Origin of the sequence: Acidovorax sp. 56 (assembly GCF_002749705.1) — a bacterium.
Classification (GTDB): Bacteria; Pseudomonadota; Gammaproteobacteria; order Burkholderiales; family Burkholderiaceae_C; genus Acidovorax.
Map to the genome: position 1 here is coordinate 2,180,828 of NZ_PEEV01000001.1, position 14,572 is coordinate 2,195,399.

Sequence of the window (14,572 nt, forward strand, 5' to 3'; positions counted from 1 at the left end):
TGTCACGGCCCGCTGTTGCAATACCGGTGACTGCCTTCTGCGCCCCCGCCTTTGCCAACGCCCGCCATGCTGCTTCTCAAAACCGACAAAGCCCGACAAGAACTGGCACCCGGCATGCGCACCCTGAGCCTGCGCGAGCGCTCGCTGCTGCTGTTGGCAGAAGGCAAGCCCCAGGCCGAGCTACAAGCCATGTACAACGGCGGCGGCGCCCAGATCGTGGAGCACCTGTTGAACCAGGGCTACCTGGCGCCAATGGCGCCCACCGCGCCCGCAGCAACCTCCACAAGCCCTGCCAGCGCCCCCAAGGCGACACCGGCGGCCGCAACGGCAAGCCAACCCACCGACAAACCCACCGAGCCCAGTGACGCCCTGCGCTCACTGGCCGGTGCCCGGATGTACCTGTTCGACATTTGCGAGCGGCTGTTTGCCCGGCGCGACCCGGCCATGGCCCAGCATTTTCACAGCGCCCTGCGCTCAGCGCGCGACCGCGACAGCATGCTGGACGTGGGCGAGGCCCTGCTGGAAGAAGTGGCCCAACTCGCGGGCACCGAGCGCGCCCAGACCATTCGCGAGCGCATGGCCCAACTGCTGCCGCGCGAAGCCAGTGCAGCACCCGCCTGAAAACGCAGCCTCAACACCAGGCCCAGCAGAGCCGCCAGGCGGCAACCTGGCGTGTCTCAGGCCACGCCCAAGCGCCACAACGAGGTCACCTCGGCCGCCCGCGCAGCGTGCAGGGCATCGGTGGCGTCCGTGGCCTTGGCGTGGTGCGGCTTCACGTCATGGCGGCCCAGCACCTGCAGCCCGGCCTGCGCGATCCACTCCAGCAGCTGGGCACGGGGGCGCAGCTCCAGGTGCTCGGCCAGGTCCGACAAAATCAGCCAGCCCTCACCCCCAGGCTCCAGGTGCGCAGCCAGGCCTGCCAAAAACCCGCGCAGCATGCCACTGCCCTCGTCGTACACCGCACGCTCGATGGGCGAGCTGGCACGCGCTGGCAACCAGGGCGGGTTGCACACCACCAAGGGCGCACGCCCTTCGGGGAACAGGTCGGTCTGCAGCAATTCCACGCGGCCTGCCACGCCCAGGCGTTGCAGGTTCTCGCGGGCACAGGCGATGGCGCGCGGGTCCTGGTCGGTGGCCACCACGCGCTGCACACCTCGGCGTGCCAGCACGGCGGACAACACGCCAGAGCCCACCCCCACATCAAAGGCCAGCGCCTTGGACGGCAGCGGCGTTTGCGCTACCAAATCCACATACTCGCCCCGCACGGGCGAGAACACGCCGTAGTGCGGGTGAATGCGATTGCCTGGCGCGGCGCCCAAGGCGGGCACTTCCACGCCCTTTTTGCGCCACTCGTGCGCGCCCACCAGGCCCAGCAGTTCGCGCAGCGATGCCACCACGCGCTGGCCGCTGGCAGGGCCCCAGGCCTCGGAGCATGCCTGGCGCAAATCGGGCGCGCGGCGCAGCCCAATGGCGTAATCGCCTTCGAGCACGATCAACACCGACGACAGCACCCGCGCCCGCTGCGCCTGGGCCTGCCGGTGCAGGTGAAACGCCTGGGCCGGTGTGGCATCGGCCGCTTTTTTGGCGGCTTTGGCTGCAGCCTTGGCGGGCTTGCGGTCGGTGCGGCGCATCAGCGCCTGCAGCAGCATGCGCGCGTTTTGAAAGTCGCCCGTCCACAGCAGGCCCGTGCCTTCGCAGGCGAGGCGGTATGCAGTGTCTGCGGGCAGGGTGTCGTCTGCGGCCACTACCCGGCGAGGGGCCGGGGCGCCGCTCTCAGAGCGCCAGTGGGCGGTGTGGGCTTGGCCCTGGCTGCTCCATTCGATCATGGGAGGATCAGCCGTTGATAGGGCGCTTCAGGCGCACTTCTTCGATCTTCACGCCGCCGATCACCGCCGTTTTGGCCGTGGACAGCTCGCGCTTGAAACCTGCCATCTCGTGAAAGCGCAGCGCGCGCTCATTGCGCAGCGGCACCCAGGCGGTGACATTGGTGCAGCCCTCTTCTTGCAGGCCATCACGGGCGGCATCCCACAGGGCCAGGCCCACGCCTTGGTTCCAATGCGTGGGGGCGGCGTAGATGGCCCAGATTTCACCGGTGGTGGGGCGGGATTTTTCATCGCGCGAGCGGTCGTAACCGACGAAGCCGACGATCTTCTCGCCGTCCACGGCCACTTGCACTTGTGGCTCGCAATATTCAATGGCCTCGCGCCAGTAGGCCTGGCGCTTTTCGACCGACATGGATTTCAATTGCTCGTCTGGCACCAGTCCTTTGTAGGCCTCTTGAGCAGAGACAGTGTGGATCTGGGCAATGGCTTTTGCATCGCGAAGCGTGGCGGGACGAACCTGGATACTGGACATGGAAAAACCGAACGAAAACAGGGTGTAAAAAAACGAAAGGACCGGCATTGTCGCCGCAAACGGTTTTCCACCCCTTTGCGCTCGGTTACAGCGCGGGTTCAAAGCGCCGTTTTAAGGCGCTTTTTGCTTCCTTCAAAGACCACGAAAACGCCGCGCAAAGCCGCTCAGGCAATGGCCATGGCATTGCCCATGGCGCCCGCGGCCATGGCCTGCGCCGCACGCTGCACCAGGGCACGCTTGTTGCGCGGGCGGGGCGCGTGCACGGCGGGCGGCTGGCCATTGATGGCCCCCAGGCTCAGCACCAGCGTCACGGTGCGCGAGTCGTCCTCACGGTCATCAATGGCATAGGCGCGGTAGCTGCCATTGCCCTGCCCATGGCTGCGGCGCACTGCGTGAAAAACCACCCGTGCGCTCGCCACCCGGTTACCCCCAAAAGGCAGTACCCGCACGCGGGCGTCGCGGTCCAGGGCCAGGCCCAGGCTTCCGGCGCGGTTGATCAAATCGGTGCGCACCGTGCGCCAGGTTTGCCCGGCATCGGTAGAGAACTGCCAGGTGCCCACCTGGGCATCCAACTGCTCGATCACCATGCCCGCGTGCAGCGCCAGCTCAGGGCAGTTGTCCTGCAGGAGCTGGATCACGCTGTTCCCCCCCACCCCGCCTGCCGCAGGCGAGGCGGCGGCACCTGAGCGGCGCTCTGCAGCGGCGCGCTGTGCAGTGGAAGACGCGGCGGAAGAACGGTTGGCAAATGCGGTCATTTTGGGCCCCTCTGTGGATGTTGAATGCAATGGATGCGATGGTTCTGAGCAAAGTCGGTACGCATTGACATTTGCACTCCAAGGCACCGTTCAATGCATGGGAGAAAGTCTAGAAAACGGACTGCAGCGCGTCCATCGCACAAATGGACTAACAAAAATGGACTAGTCCAAACGGGTGGTTTGTGGGCAATACTTGGTGGATGTCTGCCCGCCTACTGCTTGTTGATGACCACACCCTGTTTCGCACAGGCTTGCGCCTGATCGTTCAGGACCACCCATCGGTAGGCTCCATCGCAGAAGCGGGCTCTGTGGCTGAAGCCTGCGCACTGCAGCTGGCCGATACAGACCTGGTGCTGCTGGACATCCAGCTGCCCGGCATGAGTGGCCTGGACGGCCTGCGCCTCATCCGCCAGGCTTGTCCCAAGGCGCGCATCGTGCTGGTGTCTGCCAGCGTGGCACCAGATGCGGTGAACGAGGCCCGGGTGCGCGGAGCCGACGGTTTTCTACCCAAATCGGCCAGCGGTGAAGACATCCTGGACGCCATCACCTGCGCATTGGCAGGGCTGCCCTGCTTTCCGGCAGGCAGCGGCCAGGCCCCACCCGCTGCGCGCGGGGCCGGTGCGTCGGCCCTCACGGCGCGGCAGCTGGATGTGCTGGCGCTGTTGTGCGCTGGCAAGCCCAACAAGGTGATTGCGCGCGACCTGGGGCTGAGCGAGAACACCGTGAGGGTGCATGTGGCCGCCATCTTTGGGCAACTGGGGGTCAACAGCCGCAGTGCGGCGCTGCTCACAGCGCAGCGCATGGGCCTGGTCGCCCCCCCCAGCCATGACACCCTCTGAGCCCACCCACCCAGAACCTGCCGCTGCGCCACCAGCGGTACCGTCGCCATTGCACACGTCCACCCCGTCCCTGATGGGATGCCTGGGCTGGGCCTGGCCACGGTGGGAGCGCGAGGAAATCCTTCGTGAGCAGGTCTCGCTGCTGCGCCACAACTTCCCGATGACTTTGCTGGCCTCGCTGGCCACGGCCTTTGGCACGCTGTGGGTGATGCGCCCGGTGGCCGACCCGCAGGCCATGCTGGCCTGGCTGATCTCACACATCCTGGTGGTGAGCTGTGTGTACGCCGTGCTGCTGGGCATTGACCGCCAAGGCACCGCACACCACCCCAGGCGCGCCGTGTGGCGGCTGATGGTGTGCATGAGCGCCATGGGCATCAGCTGGGGCAGCCTGGCCCACGTGGTGCTGTACTGGGGCAGTGGCGAGAGCGTGATCTACGCCATCGGCATCATCAGCACCGTGTCATCGGGTGCACTGGGGCTGGGGGCACCGCTGCTGTGGGGCTACATCATCTACCTCACGTTTGCCATTGGCGGGGTGCTGCTGGCACTGGCCATGGCGGGCGGCGTGGTGATGTGGCCCGCCCTGCTGATGGTGTGTGTGTACTACGCTCTGACCTCCATGCATGCACGCACCGGTGAGCAGGCCACGCTGCGCTCGATCGTCCTCAAGCTGGAAAACGAGCGGCTGGTGACCGAGCTGCGTGCCGAGTCACGCCGCGCCCTGGCCGCGCAAGAAGCCGCAGAGCAGGCCGACCGCGACAAGTCCCGCTTTTTGGCCGCGGCCAGCCACGACCTGCGCCAGCCCCTGCACGCCATGGGCCTGTTTCTGGAAACCCTGCAGCGCAGCCCGCTCAACGCCCACCAGCACACCGTGCTGGGGCACGCACACGCGGCCTCTGGCGCTGCGGCCGAGATGCTCACCACCTTGCTCGACTATTCGCGCCTGGAGGCCGGGGTCGTCAAGGTGCGCCCTGCGGCTTTCTCAGTGCAATCGCTGCTCACTTCGCTGGAGCAAGAGTTCGGTGTGCAAGCCGATGCTGCGGGCCTCATTTACCGCACGCGCGAGACCTCTGCAGCGGCCTTTGCCGACCGCTCGCTGGTCGATCTGGTCATGCACAACTTCATCTCCAACGCCCTGCGCTACACCAGCCGGGGCGGTGTGCTGATTGCCTGCCGCCAGCGCGGCGCCCGGCTGGCGCTGGAGGTGTGGGACACGGGCCACGGCATTCCCGAGCACCAGTGGGAGGACATCTTCAAAGAGTTCCACCAACTGGGCAACCCTGAACGCGACCGACGCAAGGGCCTGGGCCTGGGCCTGGCCATCGTGCAGCGGCTGGCGTGCGAGATGCGCACCACCGTCCAAGTGCGCTCGCGCCTGGGCAAGGGCTCGGTCTTCAGGCTCTGGCTGGACAACTGGCAAGGCGCCCTGGAAGACGAAGCCCAGCCCGTGCTGGACCCGCAAAGCCTGGCAGGCCTGAGGGTGCTGGCCATCGACGACGACGAGGCCGTGCGCATGGGCATGCAATCGCTGCTGCAAAGCTGGGGGTGCGAATGCCTGACGGCCGAATCCGGCGCCGACGCCATGCAAAGCCTGGAGCGCATGACCCCCGAGTTGATCATCACCGACTTCCGCCTGCGGCATGAGGAAACGGGCAAGCAGGTGCTGCAAGCGCTGCGCTCCCAGCTCGGCGCCATGGTGCCGGCCATCATCATGACGGGCGACACCTCGCCCCAGCGCCTGCGCGATGCGCAGTCCACCTCGGCCCTGCTGCTGCACAAGCCCGTGTCCACCGGCCAGCTGCGCGACGCGATTTCGCTGCTGCTGCAGCAACCCCAGCCTGCTGCCTGGCAGGCCGAAGAAACGACTGCGGACCCGACCTGAGCCTGCGCAGGCTCGGCGCCCGCGCCAACTCAAAACCAGCGGCGCATCAAATCCATCAAACGCTGAAACCGGGCGCCATACGGTGGGTAAAGCAACGCGCCCAAGGACCAGCGCGACTGCACCAGCACCGACTTCTGGTGGCAAAACCGCAGAAAGCCCTGCTCGCCATGGTAGGCCCCCCAGCCACTGTCGCCCACGCCGCCAAACGGCAGGTTGTCGTGGGCCACATGCATCAGCGTGTCGTTCACCGTCACGCCCCCGCTGACCGTGCGGGCCAGCACATCGTCGCGCACCGCCTCGCTTTGCCCAAACCAGTACAGCGCCAGCGGGCGCGGCCCGGCGTTGATGTGCGCAATGGCATCGTCCAGGCGCTCGTAGGAAATGATGGGCAGGATGGGGCCAAAAATTTCTTCCTGCATGAGCTGCATGGCCGACGTAGCGCCAAACACCAGCGTGGGCAGCATCTGGCGGCTGGCGCCATCGCCCAGCGTGCCCACGGTGGGCGCTGCGGGTTTGCCTGAAGCGGGCTTGCCCACAGACGGGTCAATGGTCTGCACTTCTGCGCCCAGGGTTTGCGCCTGCTGCAGCATGGTGCGCAGCCGTGCGTAGTGGCGCGCAGTGATGATGGAGGCGTAGTCGCCATTGCCCTCAATGCTCGGGAACAGGCGCAGCACGGCCGCGCCGTAGGCCTGGGCAAACTCGGCCTCGCGCCCCCGGGGCAGCAGCACGTAGTCGGGCGCCACGCAGGTTTGCCCGGCATTGAACAGCTTGCCGTGGGCGATCTTCAGGGCAGCCTCCTGCAGGTCGCAGTGGCCGTCAATGATGCAAGGCGATTTGCCCCCCAGCTCCAGCGTGGTGGGGGTGAGGTTGTGCGCCGCCGCCTGCGCCACCTTGCGCCCCACGGCGGTAGAGCCAGTGAACACCAGGTGATCGAACGGCAGCGAGGCAAACAAGGCCGACAAATTGGCATCGCCCTGCACCACACAAAACTCGTCGGCGGAGAAGAACTGCGCCACCAACGCCGCCAGCTGCGCCGAGGTGTGCGGCGTGAGCTCGCTGGGCTTGAGCATCACGCGGTTGCCCGCCGCCAGTGCGGTAATAGCGGGGGCCAGCGCCAGTTGGATGGGGTAATTCCACGGCGCAATCACCCCTACCACCCCCAGCGGCTGGCGGGCAATCCAGGCACTGGCAGGCTGCAAAAACAGGGGGGTGAACACCCGCTGGGGCTCCATCCAGCGGCCCAGGTGGCGCAGGGTGTGCGACAGCAAACTGCGCAGCACAAACAGGTCTGCCACCTCCGTCAGGCGCGGCGAGCGCATGCCGAAATCGGCCTGCACGGCGGCGGCCAGCACGGGGGCGTGCTCGTCCAGCATTTTTTGCAAGCGCAGCAAACGCTCGCGGCGCACCAGCAGGGGCACCTCCACTTGCGCGCGGCTGGCCTGGTGCTGGAGTTGGAACTGGGCGTGTATTTCGGCAGGGGTCATGCAAAGATCATAGGAGACCCTGCCAGCGGGTGCGTCACGAAAGGGCACATGCGGCGCCTGGGCACCGCGCCCCTGGCGCCCCTGCGTCAGGCACCCGACACAGGGAATGCAATGCCATCAGCGCAACCCGGCAAGCTCCAGAGGCTTCCTACCAATCGAGCGAGAAGTGTGCGCGCAGAACGCCCGAGACCGCAGAGGCACACGGCGCGGTAATTCGTGCAGAGGGACCCAAACCTTCAACGGACGTCGCGCGCTTCCACGTCCGTCACCTGGGCTGCCCCAGGCAAGATGCCGCCACGGTGCTGTGCGGCGGGCTCATCCACCACGCCATCACCCGATGCGGGTGCCCCAGGCGCACCACGGTGGCCACCCGCAGACCAACGCTGCGTAGAACGAAAGGCGGTGCTGAAGCCCGTGCGAGGGTCCATGCGCATGACCCAAGGCGTCACGGGCTTGCCCGTCAGCCGCGCCCAGGCGGCGCGCAAGGCCCACACCAGGGCCAGCACCAGCACGGCGGCCAGCAGGCTCAAGAAAAGCACCACGCCCATGGCCAACACCACCACACGCAGCACCAGGCGCAACAGGCCCGCAACAATTTCGTTCAACTCACACCTCTCATTCACAACATGGGCGGGGGCAGCACCGGTGTGTCCACCAGCCTGCGCGCCCGCCACCGCCGCTTGGCAGGTCAACCCTGCGGCGCGGCGCTGAACTGGAACACCCCCGGCTCCAGCACCGGGTTCACGTTCACAGCAATGACGCTCTTGGGAGGGAACTGCCCCTCCAGCAAGAGCTTGGACAGCGGGTTCTCAATCCGCTGCTGGATCGCCCGCTTGAGCGGCCGCGCACCGAACACCGGGTCGAACCCCACCTTGGCCAATTCTGCCAAGGCGGCATCCGACACCTGCAGCTCCAAATCCATCTTGGCCAGGCGGGATTGCAGCAGCTGCAGCTGGATCTTGGCGATCGAGGCGATGTGCTGCGCGTCGAGCGCGTGGAACACCACGGTCTCGTCGATGCGGTTCAGGAACTCAGGGCGGAAGTGGTTCTTCAGCTCGCCCCACACGGCGTCCTTGATGTCCTGCGAATCCTGCCCCACCATGGCCTGGATCAGGTGCGAGCCGATGTTGCTCGTCATCACGATCACCGTGTTCTTGAAGTCCACGGTGCGGCCCTGGCCGTCCGTCAGGCGGCCATCGTCCAGCACTTGCAGCAGCACGTTGAACACGTCGGGGTGGGCCTTTTCCACCTCGTCGAGCAGCAGCACGCTGTAGGGCTTGCGGCGCACAGCCTCGGTCAGGTAGCCGCCCTCTTCATAGCCCACGTAGCCGGGGGGCGCGCCGATCAGGCGGGCCACCGAGTGCTTCTCCATGAACTCGCTCATGTCGATGCGCACCAGGTGGTCTTCGCTGTCGAACAAGAAGCCCGCCAGCGCCTTGCACAGCTCGGTCTTGCCCACGCCCGTGGGGCCAAGGAACAGGAACGAGCCCGTGGGCCGATTGGGGTCGCTCAGGCCCGAGCGCGAGCGGCGGATGGCATTAGCCACTGCAGCAATCGCCTCTTGCTGGCCCACCACACGCTCGTGCAGCTTGGTCTCCATCTGCAGCAGCTTGTCTTTCTCACCCTGCATCATCTTGGACACCGGGATGCCCGTGGCGCGGCTCACCACCTCGGCAATTTCTTCCGCGCCCACCTGGGTGCGCAGCAAGCGGTTGGGCGTGGAGGCGCCGTCCTTGCCTTCTTCCTTGGCCTGGGCTTCCTTGAGCTTGCGTTCCAGATCGGGCAGGCGGCCGTATTGCAGCTCAGACACCTTGGTCAGGTCGCCCTTGCGGGTGAATTCCACAATCTGCAGCTTGATGCGCTCGATCTCTTCGCGCACCTGGGCCGAGCCCTGGGCCTGCGCTTTTTCGCTGGTCCAGATCTCTTCCAGATCGGCAATTTCTTTTTGCAGGCGCTCGATCTCCTCCTCGATCAAGCCAAAGCGCTTTTGCGAGGCCTCGTCCTTTTCGCGGCGCACGGCTTCGCGCTCGATCTGCAACTGGATCAGGCGGCGGTCGAGCTTGTCGATGGCTTCGGGCTTGGAGTCGATTTCGATCTTGATCTTGGCCGCCGCCTCGTCGATCAGGTCAATCGCCTTGTCGGGCAAAAAGCGGTCGGTGATGTAGCGGTGGGACAGCTCGGCCGCCGCAACAATGGCGGGGTCGGTGATCTCCACGCCGTGGTGCGCCTCGTACTTTTCCTGCAGGCCGCGCAGGATGGCGATAGTGGCCTCCACCGTGGGCTCGCCCACCAGAATTTTCTGGAAGCGGCGCTCCAGCGCAGCGTCCTTTTCGATGTACTTGCGGTATTCGTCGAGCGTAGTGGCGCCCACGCAGTGCAGCTCGCCGCGTGCGAGAGCCGGCTTGAGCATGTTGCCCGCGTCCATCGCGCCTTCGCCCTTGCCCGCGCCCACCATGGTGTGCAACTCGTCGATGAAGACGATGGTCTGGCCTTCATCCTTGGCCAGCTCGCTCAGCACAGTCTTCAGGCGCTCTTCAAACTCGCCCCGGTACTTGGCACCGGCCAGCAGGGCGGCCATGTCCAGTGAGAGGACTCGCTTGCCTTTGAGGCTTTCAGGCACCTCGCCCGCCACGATGCGTTGGGCCAGGCCTTCGACAATCGCGGTCTTGCCCACGCCGGGCTCACCAATGAGCACGGGGTTGTTCTTGCTGCGCCGCTGCAGCACCTGGATGGCGCGGCGGATCTCGTCGTCGCGGCCAATCACCGGATCGAGCTTGCCTGCGCGGGCGCGCTCGGTCAGGTCCAGGCAGTACTTTTGCAGCGCGCCGCGCTGGCCCTCGGCCTCGGCGCTGTCCATCTTCTGGCCGCCGCGCACGGCTTCGATCGCAGCCTCCAGGCTCTTGCGGGTGAGGCCGTTGTCCCTGGCTATTTTTGCGGCCTCGCCCTTGCTGTCGATCACAGCCAGCAAGAACAGCTCGCTGGCAATGAACTGGTCGCCGCGCTTGATGGCTTCTTTCTCAGTGGCCTGCAGCACGCGGCCCAGCTCGGGGCCGCCCTGCACCTGGTCGTTGCCTTGCACCTGGGGCAGGCGCTTGACGGCAGCTTCGGCCGCCGCCAGCAGGCCGGGCACATTGGCGCCCGCACGCTGCAGCAGCGCCTTGGGGCCGTCGTCTTGCTTGAGCATGGCCACGAGCATGTGCACGGGCTCGATGTAGGCGTGGTCGTTGCCCAGCGCAATGCTCTGTGCATCGCCCAGGGCCTCTTGGAACTTGGTGGTGAATTTGTCGAGACGCATGGTCTATATCCTCCGAATTGCCCTGCAGTTGGGGTGGGCACTGCCTCATTTCAAGGCAGCGGGCACAGGAAGAGATTGACCTGGATCAGTGGGGTGCCGCGGCGACGGAGCACGCATTTACTATCAAATCAATAGCTGCTAGCGCTTATTTAATGAGCGCTGGCAGCTATTTTTATTGAAAAGAACAGCCCCCAACCTGGGCTCAGGCGTTGCGTGCCGTGATGCCCCAGCGCGCCAGCGCGGCGTCGTCGCTCACCCTGGCATCCACCCAGCGGGCGCCTTGGGCGGTTTCTTCCTTCTTCCAGAACGGCGCCTGGGTCTTGAGGTAGTCCATCAAAAATTCGCAGGCCTGAAAGCTCTGGCCCCGGTGTGCACTGGTCACCGCCACCAGCACGATCTGGTCGAGCGGCTGCAGCAGCCCCACGCGGTGGATCACCCGGGCACCCAAAATGTCGAAGCGCCGGAAAGCCTCTTGCACCATGGCCTCGATGGACTTTTCGGTCATGCCGGGGTAGTGCTCCAGCTCCATCGAGGCGACCGTGTCGCCCTCATTGCGGTCACGCACCGTGCCCACAAAGCTGCACACCGCCCCCACGCCCTTGTCTTCACGGCGCAGCGCGGCAATTTCGGCAGACAGGTCAAAGTCTGCGGTCTGGATGGAAACTTGTGCGCAGGTCATAGGCCGTAGCTCATGGCGCACGGTGCAGGCGGGGCGCGGCCAGCAAGGCCCGCTCCTCTTCCACAAAGTTCTGCAGCTGCTGCAGCGCGGGCGATGGCGGCAGTTTGGCCAGCTGGGTTTGCAGCCGCGTGATGTCGCCCACCGTGGGGGCCACCTTGATTTGCGCCACTGCGGCGGCGTGGTTGCCGGACTGGATCAAGGCCAGCACCTTGTTCGGCCATTCACTTTTGGATCGTGCCATGGGGATGTTTTCGGTAGTTCAACAGGGTTTCTACAGGACATGGCTTACGCAAACAGGGGTCAGCCAAGCGGCATGCCCGAAAGCCAAGGCGGTGGTTGCATCCCGCTTTGCATAAGCCCTACAGGAATGTCTGTAGCATTCGCCCGCACTGTACCCCCACCACGCTGGCCCGCCACGCGCCCTGCCCTTACTTTTTTGAGCCCATGGCCACACAAACCATCACCACCGACCAGTACAAGCTCTACCCTTCGCCCCGCAACCAATACCGCGAGATTTTTGAGCACCAGGTCTTTGTGCCCCACCCCTACGCCATCATTGACCTGGATGCCATGGAGCTGGCCGGCAAAACCACGCTGTATGCCGCCTGCCGCCTGTCGGACATGAAGATGGGCCAGGTGGTGACCTTTGAGCTGGCGGCAGACCAAGCCAAGTTCGAGCGCCTGTTCACTCCCGACTGACCCACCACGCGGTCCCACCAGCCCGCTATGGGGTGCCCGCCCCCAAAAACACCCGAAGAATCGCGAACAAATACACAGGAGCCACCGGTCATTTCGCCCAACGGCGCGCGGCGGGCAGTTTGCGGGCCCGGTCTCTGGGACACTTCGCGCTTTTTGGGAGAGCCCTGTGAAAAAGCACCTGTTTCTGGCCTTGTGCCTGGCCGCCAGCACCGCTGTGTGGGCCCAAAACACCCCGACCACCCCAGCTGCAACGGCCGCAAAAACCAGCGCTGCAGCCATCCCCCAGGCCCGCCTGGTGGGCAAATGGAAGCACACCCTGCAAACGTCCGAATGGCTGCTGCAGCAAACCACGGAACTCAAGGACAACCGCAAGTTCACGCAGCACGCGGTGTACAAGGGCCCGGACGGGGCCGTGCTGGCAGACAACACCTCCAGCGGCGACTGGTCTTTTGACGGCACCCACTTCAAGCGGGTCTTCACCCACATCAACAACCAAAAGCTCAAGCCCAACCGACAGGTGCGGATGGAGCAAAAGATCCTCTCGCTGAGCGATTCGAGCTTTGACTTCTTTGACCCGGAAACCCAGAAGAAGCTGGTGTTCAACCGCGTGCAGTGAGTGGGCCACAATCTGGCCATGCTCGAAGACGACAACCAGATCCACGTTCCGCCCTCGTTCATGGCGGTGTACGCCGACCACCGCCAGCGCCTGCGCGAACCCGTTTCCATCGTTCGCGCCCGCTACGAGCTGTGTGAAGACCTGTCGGGGCATCTGGTGGAGCACGCGCAAACGCTGTACCACGTGCAGGCCCCGTCCGAAACAGAGATCCTGCTGCGCATCCATGCGGGGCTGTGCACGGCCGAGTCGGGCGTGTCGGTGGCCGAGGCCACCTGGATCACGACCCGCCTGGCAGAACTGCTGAACTGGCCCTGCCCCGAACTGCCATTGCCCAGCAGCGGCGATACCAATCCCTCATCCCACTGACAACCGCGTCAAAGGGCCTTGCCCAAAAAAAAACGCGGCCCTTTTGCAAGAGTCGCGTTCCTTTTGGCGCCTAACGCTTTATGCATAAGCGTCAGCAGCTATCAATTAAATAGCACCCAACACCTCAGGAGCCACCAAACGGCATCTTGGGCATGCCGCCCAGGCCTTTCATGCCGCCCATGCGCTTCATCATCTTCATCAGGCCGCCGCCTTTCATCTTCTTCATCATGTCCTGCATCTGCTCAAACTCCTTGAGCAGGCGGTTGACCTCTTGCACATGCACACCGGCGCCGTTGGCAATGCGCTTTTTGCGGGTGGCCTTGATGAGATCGGGCTTGCGGCGCTCCAGCGGGGTCATGCTCTGGATGATGCCTTCCTTGCGCTTGATGTCTTTCTCGGCTTTGTCCATATCGATGGAGCCGGCCTTGGCGGTGAGCTGAGACGGCAGCTTGTCCATCAGGCTGGAGAGCCCGCCCATCTGCTTCATCTGCTGGATTTGCGAGAGGAAGTCGTTGAGGTCAAAGCCGTCACCGCTCTTGACCTTGGCGGCCAGCTTTTGGGCGGCCTCGATGTCCACCCCGGCCGTGACCTGCTCCACCAGCGCCACGATGTCGCCCATGCCCAGGATGCGGCCCGCATGGCGCTCGGCGTCAAACACCTCCAGGCCGTCGATCTTTTCGGAGACACCCGCAAACTTGATAGGTGCCCCCGTGATCTGGCGCACCGACAGCGCGGCACCACCGCGCGAGTCGCCATCAAGCTTGGTCAGCACAATGCCGGTGAGCGGCAGGGCTTCCTTGAAGGCCTTGGCGGTGTTGATCGCATCCTGGCCCTGCATGGCGTCCACCACAAACAGTGTTTCCACCGGGTTGAGGGCGGCATGCAGGTCCTTGATTTCTTTCATCAAGGCCTCGTCAATGGCCAAGCGCCCGGCCGTGTCCACCAGCAGCACGTCAAAGTAGTGCTTCTTGGCATAGTCCAGCGCCGCGCGGGCGATGTCCAGCGGCTTTTGGTCCGGGGTGCTGGGGAACCACTCGGCACCGGCTTGCGCAGTCACGGTCTTGAGCTGCTCGATGGCGGCGGGGCGGTACACGTCGCCCGACACCGTCAGCACCTTCTTCTTGCGCCGCTCGATCAGGTGCTTGGCCAGCTTGGCGGTGGTGGTCGTTTTACCCGCACCTTGCAGGCCCGCCATCAGGATGATGGCCGGGGGCTGCGCGGCCAGGTTGATGTCCGCCACGCCCTCGCCCATGGTGGCGGCCAGCTCCTGGTTGACGATGCTCACCAGCGTCTGCCCGGGCTTGAGTGAGCCCAGCACCTCCTGGCCCAGGGCTTTTTCCTTGACGCGGGCGATGAAGTCGCGCACCACCGGCAAGGCCACATCGGCCTCCAGCAGCGCCATGCGCACTTCGCGCAGCATGTCCTGCACGTTGGATTCGGTGATGCGGGCCTGGCCACGCATCTCCTTGACGAGTCGCGTGAGTTTGTCGGTAAGTGCGGAGGCCATAGGAGATTTTGGAAAGGTTCCAGGGTTACCCGTTACCCGCACACAGGTCAAATGTGGGCAGGTTTGCCAAAGCGCTGGCAGCGGGCGAAAGGCTA

The 14,572-nt window shown here is 65.0% G+C and carries 15 protein-coding genes; 6 read left to right on the forward strand and 9 right to left on the reverse strand.

Annotated features, from left to right (window positions below; genetic code table 11):
- The first annotated feature begins 66 nt into the window (after positions 1-66).
- A complete protein-coding gene (locus CLU88_RS09615; protein WP_099656397.1) occupies positions 67-621 on the forward strand; it encodes a hypothetical protein in 555 nt (184 codons plus the stop codon).
- Positions 622-677: 56 nt separating this feature from the next.
- Here CLU88_RS09615 and CLU88_RS09620 read toward each other — a convergent pair whose 3' ends face one another.
- From CLU88_RS09620 to CLU88_RS09630, 3 genes are all read right to left on the reverse strand, one after another.
- Entirely contained in the window at positions 678-1,826 is a 1,149-nt protein-coding gene (locus tag CLU88_RS09620; protein WP_099656398.1) for a class I SAM-dependent methyltransferase, read from the reverse strand.
- A 7-nt stretch (positions 1,827-1,833) separates the two neighbouring features.
- Complete coding sequence (locus CLU88_RS09625) at positions 1,834-2,355, reverse strand: GNAT family N-acetyltransferase (protein WP_099658765.1); 522 nt, start codon at positions 2,353-2,355, stop codon at positions 1,834-1,836.
- 164 nt (positions 2,356-2,519) lie between these two features.
- Positions 2,520-3,110, reverse strand: coding sequence for a hypothetical protein (locus tag CLU88_RS09630; RefSeq protein ID WP_099656399.1), 591 nt, complete (start codon positions 3,108-3,110; stop codon positions 2,520-2,522).
- Positions 3,111-3,310: 200 nt separating this feature from the next.
- Here CLU88_RS09630 and CLU88_RS09635 point away from each other — a divergent pair, with 200 nt between their 5' ends.
- Together CLU88_RS09635 and CLU88_RS09640 are read left to right on the forward strand one after the other, a co-directional pair.
- Positions 3,311-3,949 (forward strand): response regulator transcription factor, encoded by a 639-nt coding sequence (locus CLU88_RS09635; RefSeq protein WP_099656400.1) that lies wholly within the window; start codon positions 3,311-3,313, stop codon positions 3,947-3,949.
- The gene (locus CLU88_RS09640) at positions 3,936-5,831 is read left to right on the forward strand and encodes a hybrid sensor histidine kinase/response regulator (RefSeq protein WP_233205423.1); all 1,896 of its coding nucleotides are present in this window, start codon (positions 3,936-3,938) and stop codon (positions 5,829-5,831) included. Before CLU88_RS09635 ends, CLU88_RS09640 begins: the two co-directional genes overlap by 14 nt.
- Positions 5,832-5,860: 29 nt before the next feature.
- Here the strand turns inward: CLU88_RS09640 and CLU88_RS09645 are convergent, their stop codons facing one another.
- From CLU88_RS09645 to CLU88_RS09665, 5 genes are all read right to left on the reverse strand, one after another.
- Positions 5,861-7,315, reverse strand: a complete 1,455-nt coding sequence (locus CLU88_RS09645) for a coniferyl aldehyde dehydrogenase (RefSeq protein ID WP_099656402.1) — start codon at positions 7,313-7,315, stop codon at positions 5,861-5,863.
- 236 nt (positions 7,316-7,551) lie between these two features.
- Positions 7,552-7,920 (reverse strand): hypothetical protein, encoded by a 369-nt coding sequence (locus CLU88_RS09650; protein ID WP_099656403.1) that lies wholly within the window; start codon positions 7,918-7,920, stop codon positions 7,552-7,554.
- 83 nt (positions 7,921-8,003) lie between these two features.
- Positions 8,004-10,610, reverse strand: coding sequence for an ATP-dependent chaperone ClpB (gene clpB / locus CLU88_RS09655; protein ID WP_099656404.1), 2,607 nt, complete (start codon positions 10,608-10,610; stop codon positions 8,004-8,006).
- Positions 10,611-10,812: 202 nt separating this feature from the next.
- Positions 10,813-11,289: a molybdenum cofactor biosynthesis protein MoaE gene (locus CLU88_RS09660; RefSeq protein ID WP_099656405.1), complete on the reverse strand. Its 477-nt coding sequence runs from the start codon at positions 11,287-11,289 to the stop codon at positions 10,813-10,815.
- Positions 11,290-11,299: 10 nt separating this feature from the next.
- The gene (locus CLU88_RS09665) at positions 11,300-11,530 is read right to left on the reverse strand and encodes a hypothetical protein (protein WP_099656406.1); all 231 of its coding nucleotides are present in this window, start codon (positions 11,528-11,530) and stop codon (positions 11,300-11,302) included.
- A gap of 203 nt (positions 11,531-11,733) precedes the next feature.
- On the opposite strand from CLU88_RS09665, the gene CLU88_RS09670 reads away from it, so the two are divergent.
- The 3 genes from CLU88_RS09670 (at position 11,734) to CLU88_RS09680 (ending at position 12,970) form a co-directional block, all read left to right on the forward strand.
- Entirely contained in the window at positions 11,734-11,988 is a 255-nt protein-coding gene (locus CLU88_RS09670; protein ID WP_099656407.1) for a hypothetical protein, read from the forward strand.
- Positions 11,989-12,154: 166 nt separating this feature from the next.
- Complete coding sequence (locus tag CLU88_RS09675; RefSeq protein WP_099656408.1) at positions 12,155-12,604, forward strand: hypothetical protein; 450 nt, start codon at positions 12,155-12,157, stop codon at positions 12,602-12,604.
- An 18-nt stretch (positions 12,605-12,622) separates the two neighbouring features.
- Positions 12,623-12,970, forward strand: a complete 348-nt coding sequence (locus CLU88_RS09680) for a hypothetical protein (RefSeq protein ID WP_099658766.1) — start codon at positions 12,623-12,625, stop codon at positions 12,968-12,970.
- Positions 12,971-13,094: 124 nt separating this feature from the next.
- Here the strand turns inward: CLU88_RS09680 and ffh are convergent, their stop codons facing one another.
- Positions 13,095-14,477, reverse strand: a complete 1,383-nt coding sequence (gene ffh, locus CLU88_RS09685) for a signal recognition particle protein (RefSeq protein ID WP_099656409.1) — start codon at positions 14,475-14,477, stop codon at positions 13,095-13,097.
- Positions 14,478-14,572: the final 95 nt, after the last annotated feature.

What these genes read in the sequence shown, in the direction of transcription:
- CLU88_RS09615 (WP_099656397.1), top strand. Translation starts at nt 67, where the DNA reads ATGCTGCTTCTCAAAACCGACAAAGCCCGACAAGAACTGGCACCCGGC.
- CLU88_RS09620 (WP_099656398.1), bottom strand. Translation starts at nt 1,826, where the DNA reads ATGATCGAATGGAGCAGCCAGGGCCAAGCCCACACCGCCCACTGGCGC.
- CLU88_RS09625 (WP_099658765.1), bottom strand. Translation starts at nt 2,355, where the DNA reads ATGTCCAGTATCCAGGTTCGTCCCGCCACGCTTCGCGATGCAAAAGCC.
- CLU88_RS09630 (WP_099656399.1), bottom strand. Translation starts at nt 3,110, where the DNA reads ATGACCGCATTTGCCAACCGTTCTTCCGCCGCGTCTTCCACTGCACAG.
- CLU88_RS09635 (WP_099656400.1), top strand. Translation starts at nt 3,311, where the DNA reads ATGTCTGCCCGCCTACTGCTTGTTGATGACCACACCCTGTTTCGCACA.
- CLU88_RS09640 (WP_233205423.1), top strand. Translation starts at nt 3,936, where the DNA reads ATGACACCCTCTGAGCCCACCCACCCAGAACCTGCCGCTGCGCCACCA.
- CLU88_RS09645 (WP_099656402.1), bottom strand. Translation starts at nt 7,315, where the DNA reads ATGACCCCTGCCGAAATACACGCCCAGTTCCAACTCCAGCACCAGGCC.
- clpB (WP_099656404.1), bottom strand. Translation starts at nt 10,610, where the DNA reads ATGCGTCTCGACAAATTCACCACCAAGTTCCAAGAGGCCCTGGGCGAT.
- CLU88_RS09660 (WP_099656405.1), bottom strand. Translation starts at nt 11,289, where the DNA reads ATGACCTGCGCACAAGTTTCCATCCAGACCGCAGACTTTGACCTGTCT.
- CLU88_RS09665 (WP_099656406.1), bottom strand. Translation starts at nt 11,530, where the DNA reads ATGGCACGATCCAAAAGTGAATGGCCGAACAAGGTGCTGGCCTTGATC.
- CLU88_RS09670 (WP_099656407.1), top strand. Translation starts at nt 11,734, where the DNA reads ATGGCCACACAAACCATCACCACCGACCAGTACAAGCTCTACCCTTCG.
- CLU88_RS09680 (WP_099658766.1), top strand. Translation starts at nt 12,623, where the DNA reads ATGCTCGAAGACGACAACCAGATCCACGTTCCGCCCTCGTTCATGGCG.
- ffh (WP_099656409.1), bottom strand. Translation starts at nt 14,477, where the DNA reads ATGGCCTCCGCACTTACCGACAAACTCACGCGACTCGTCAAGGAGATG.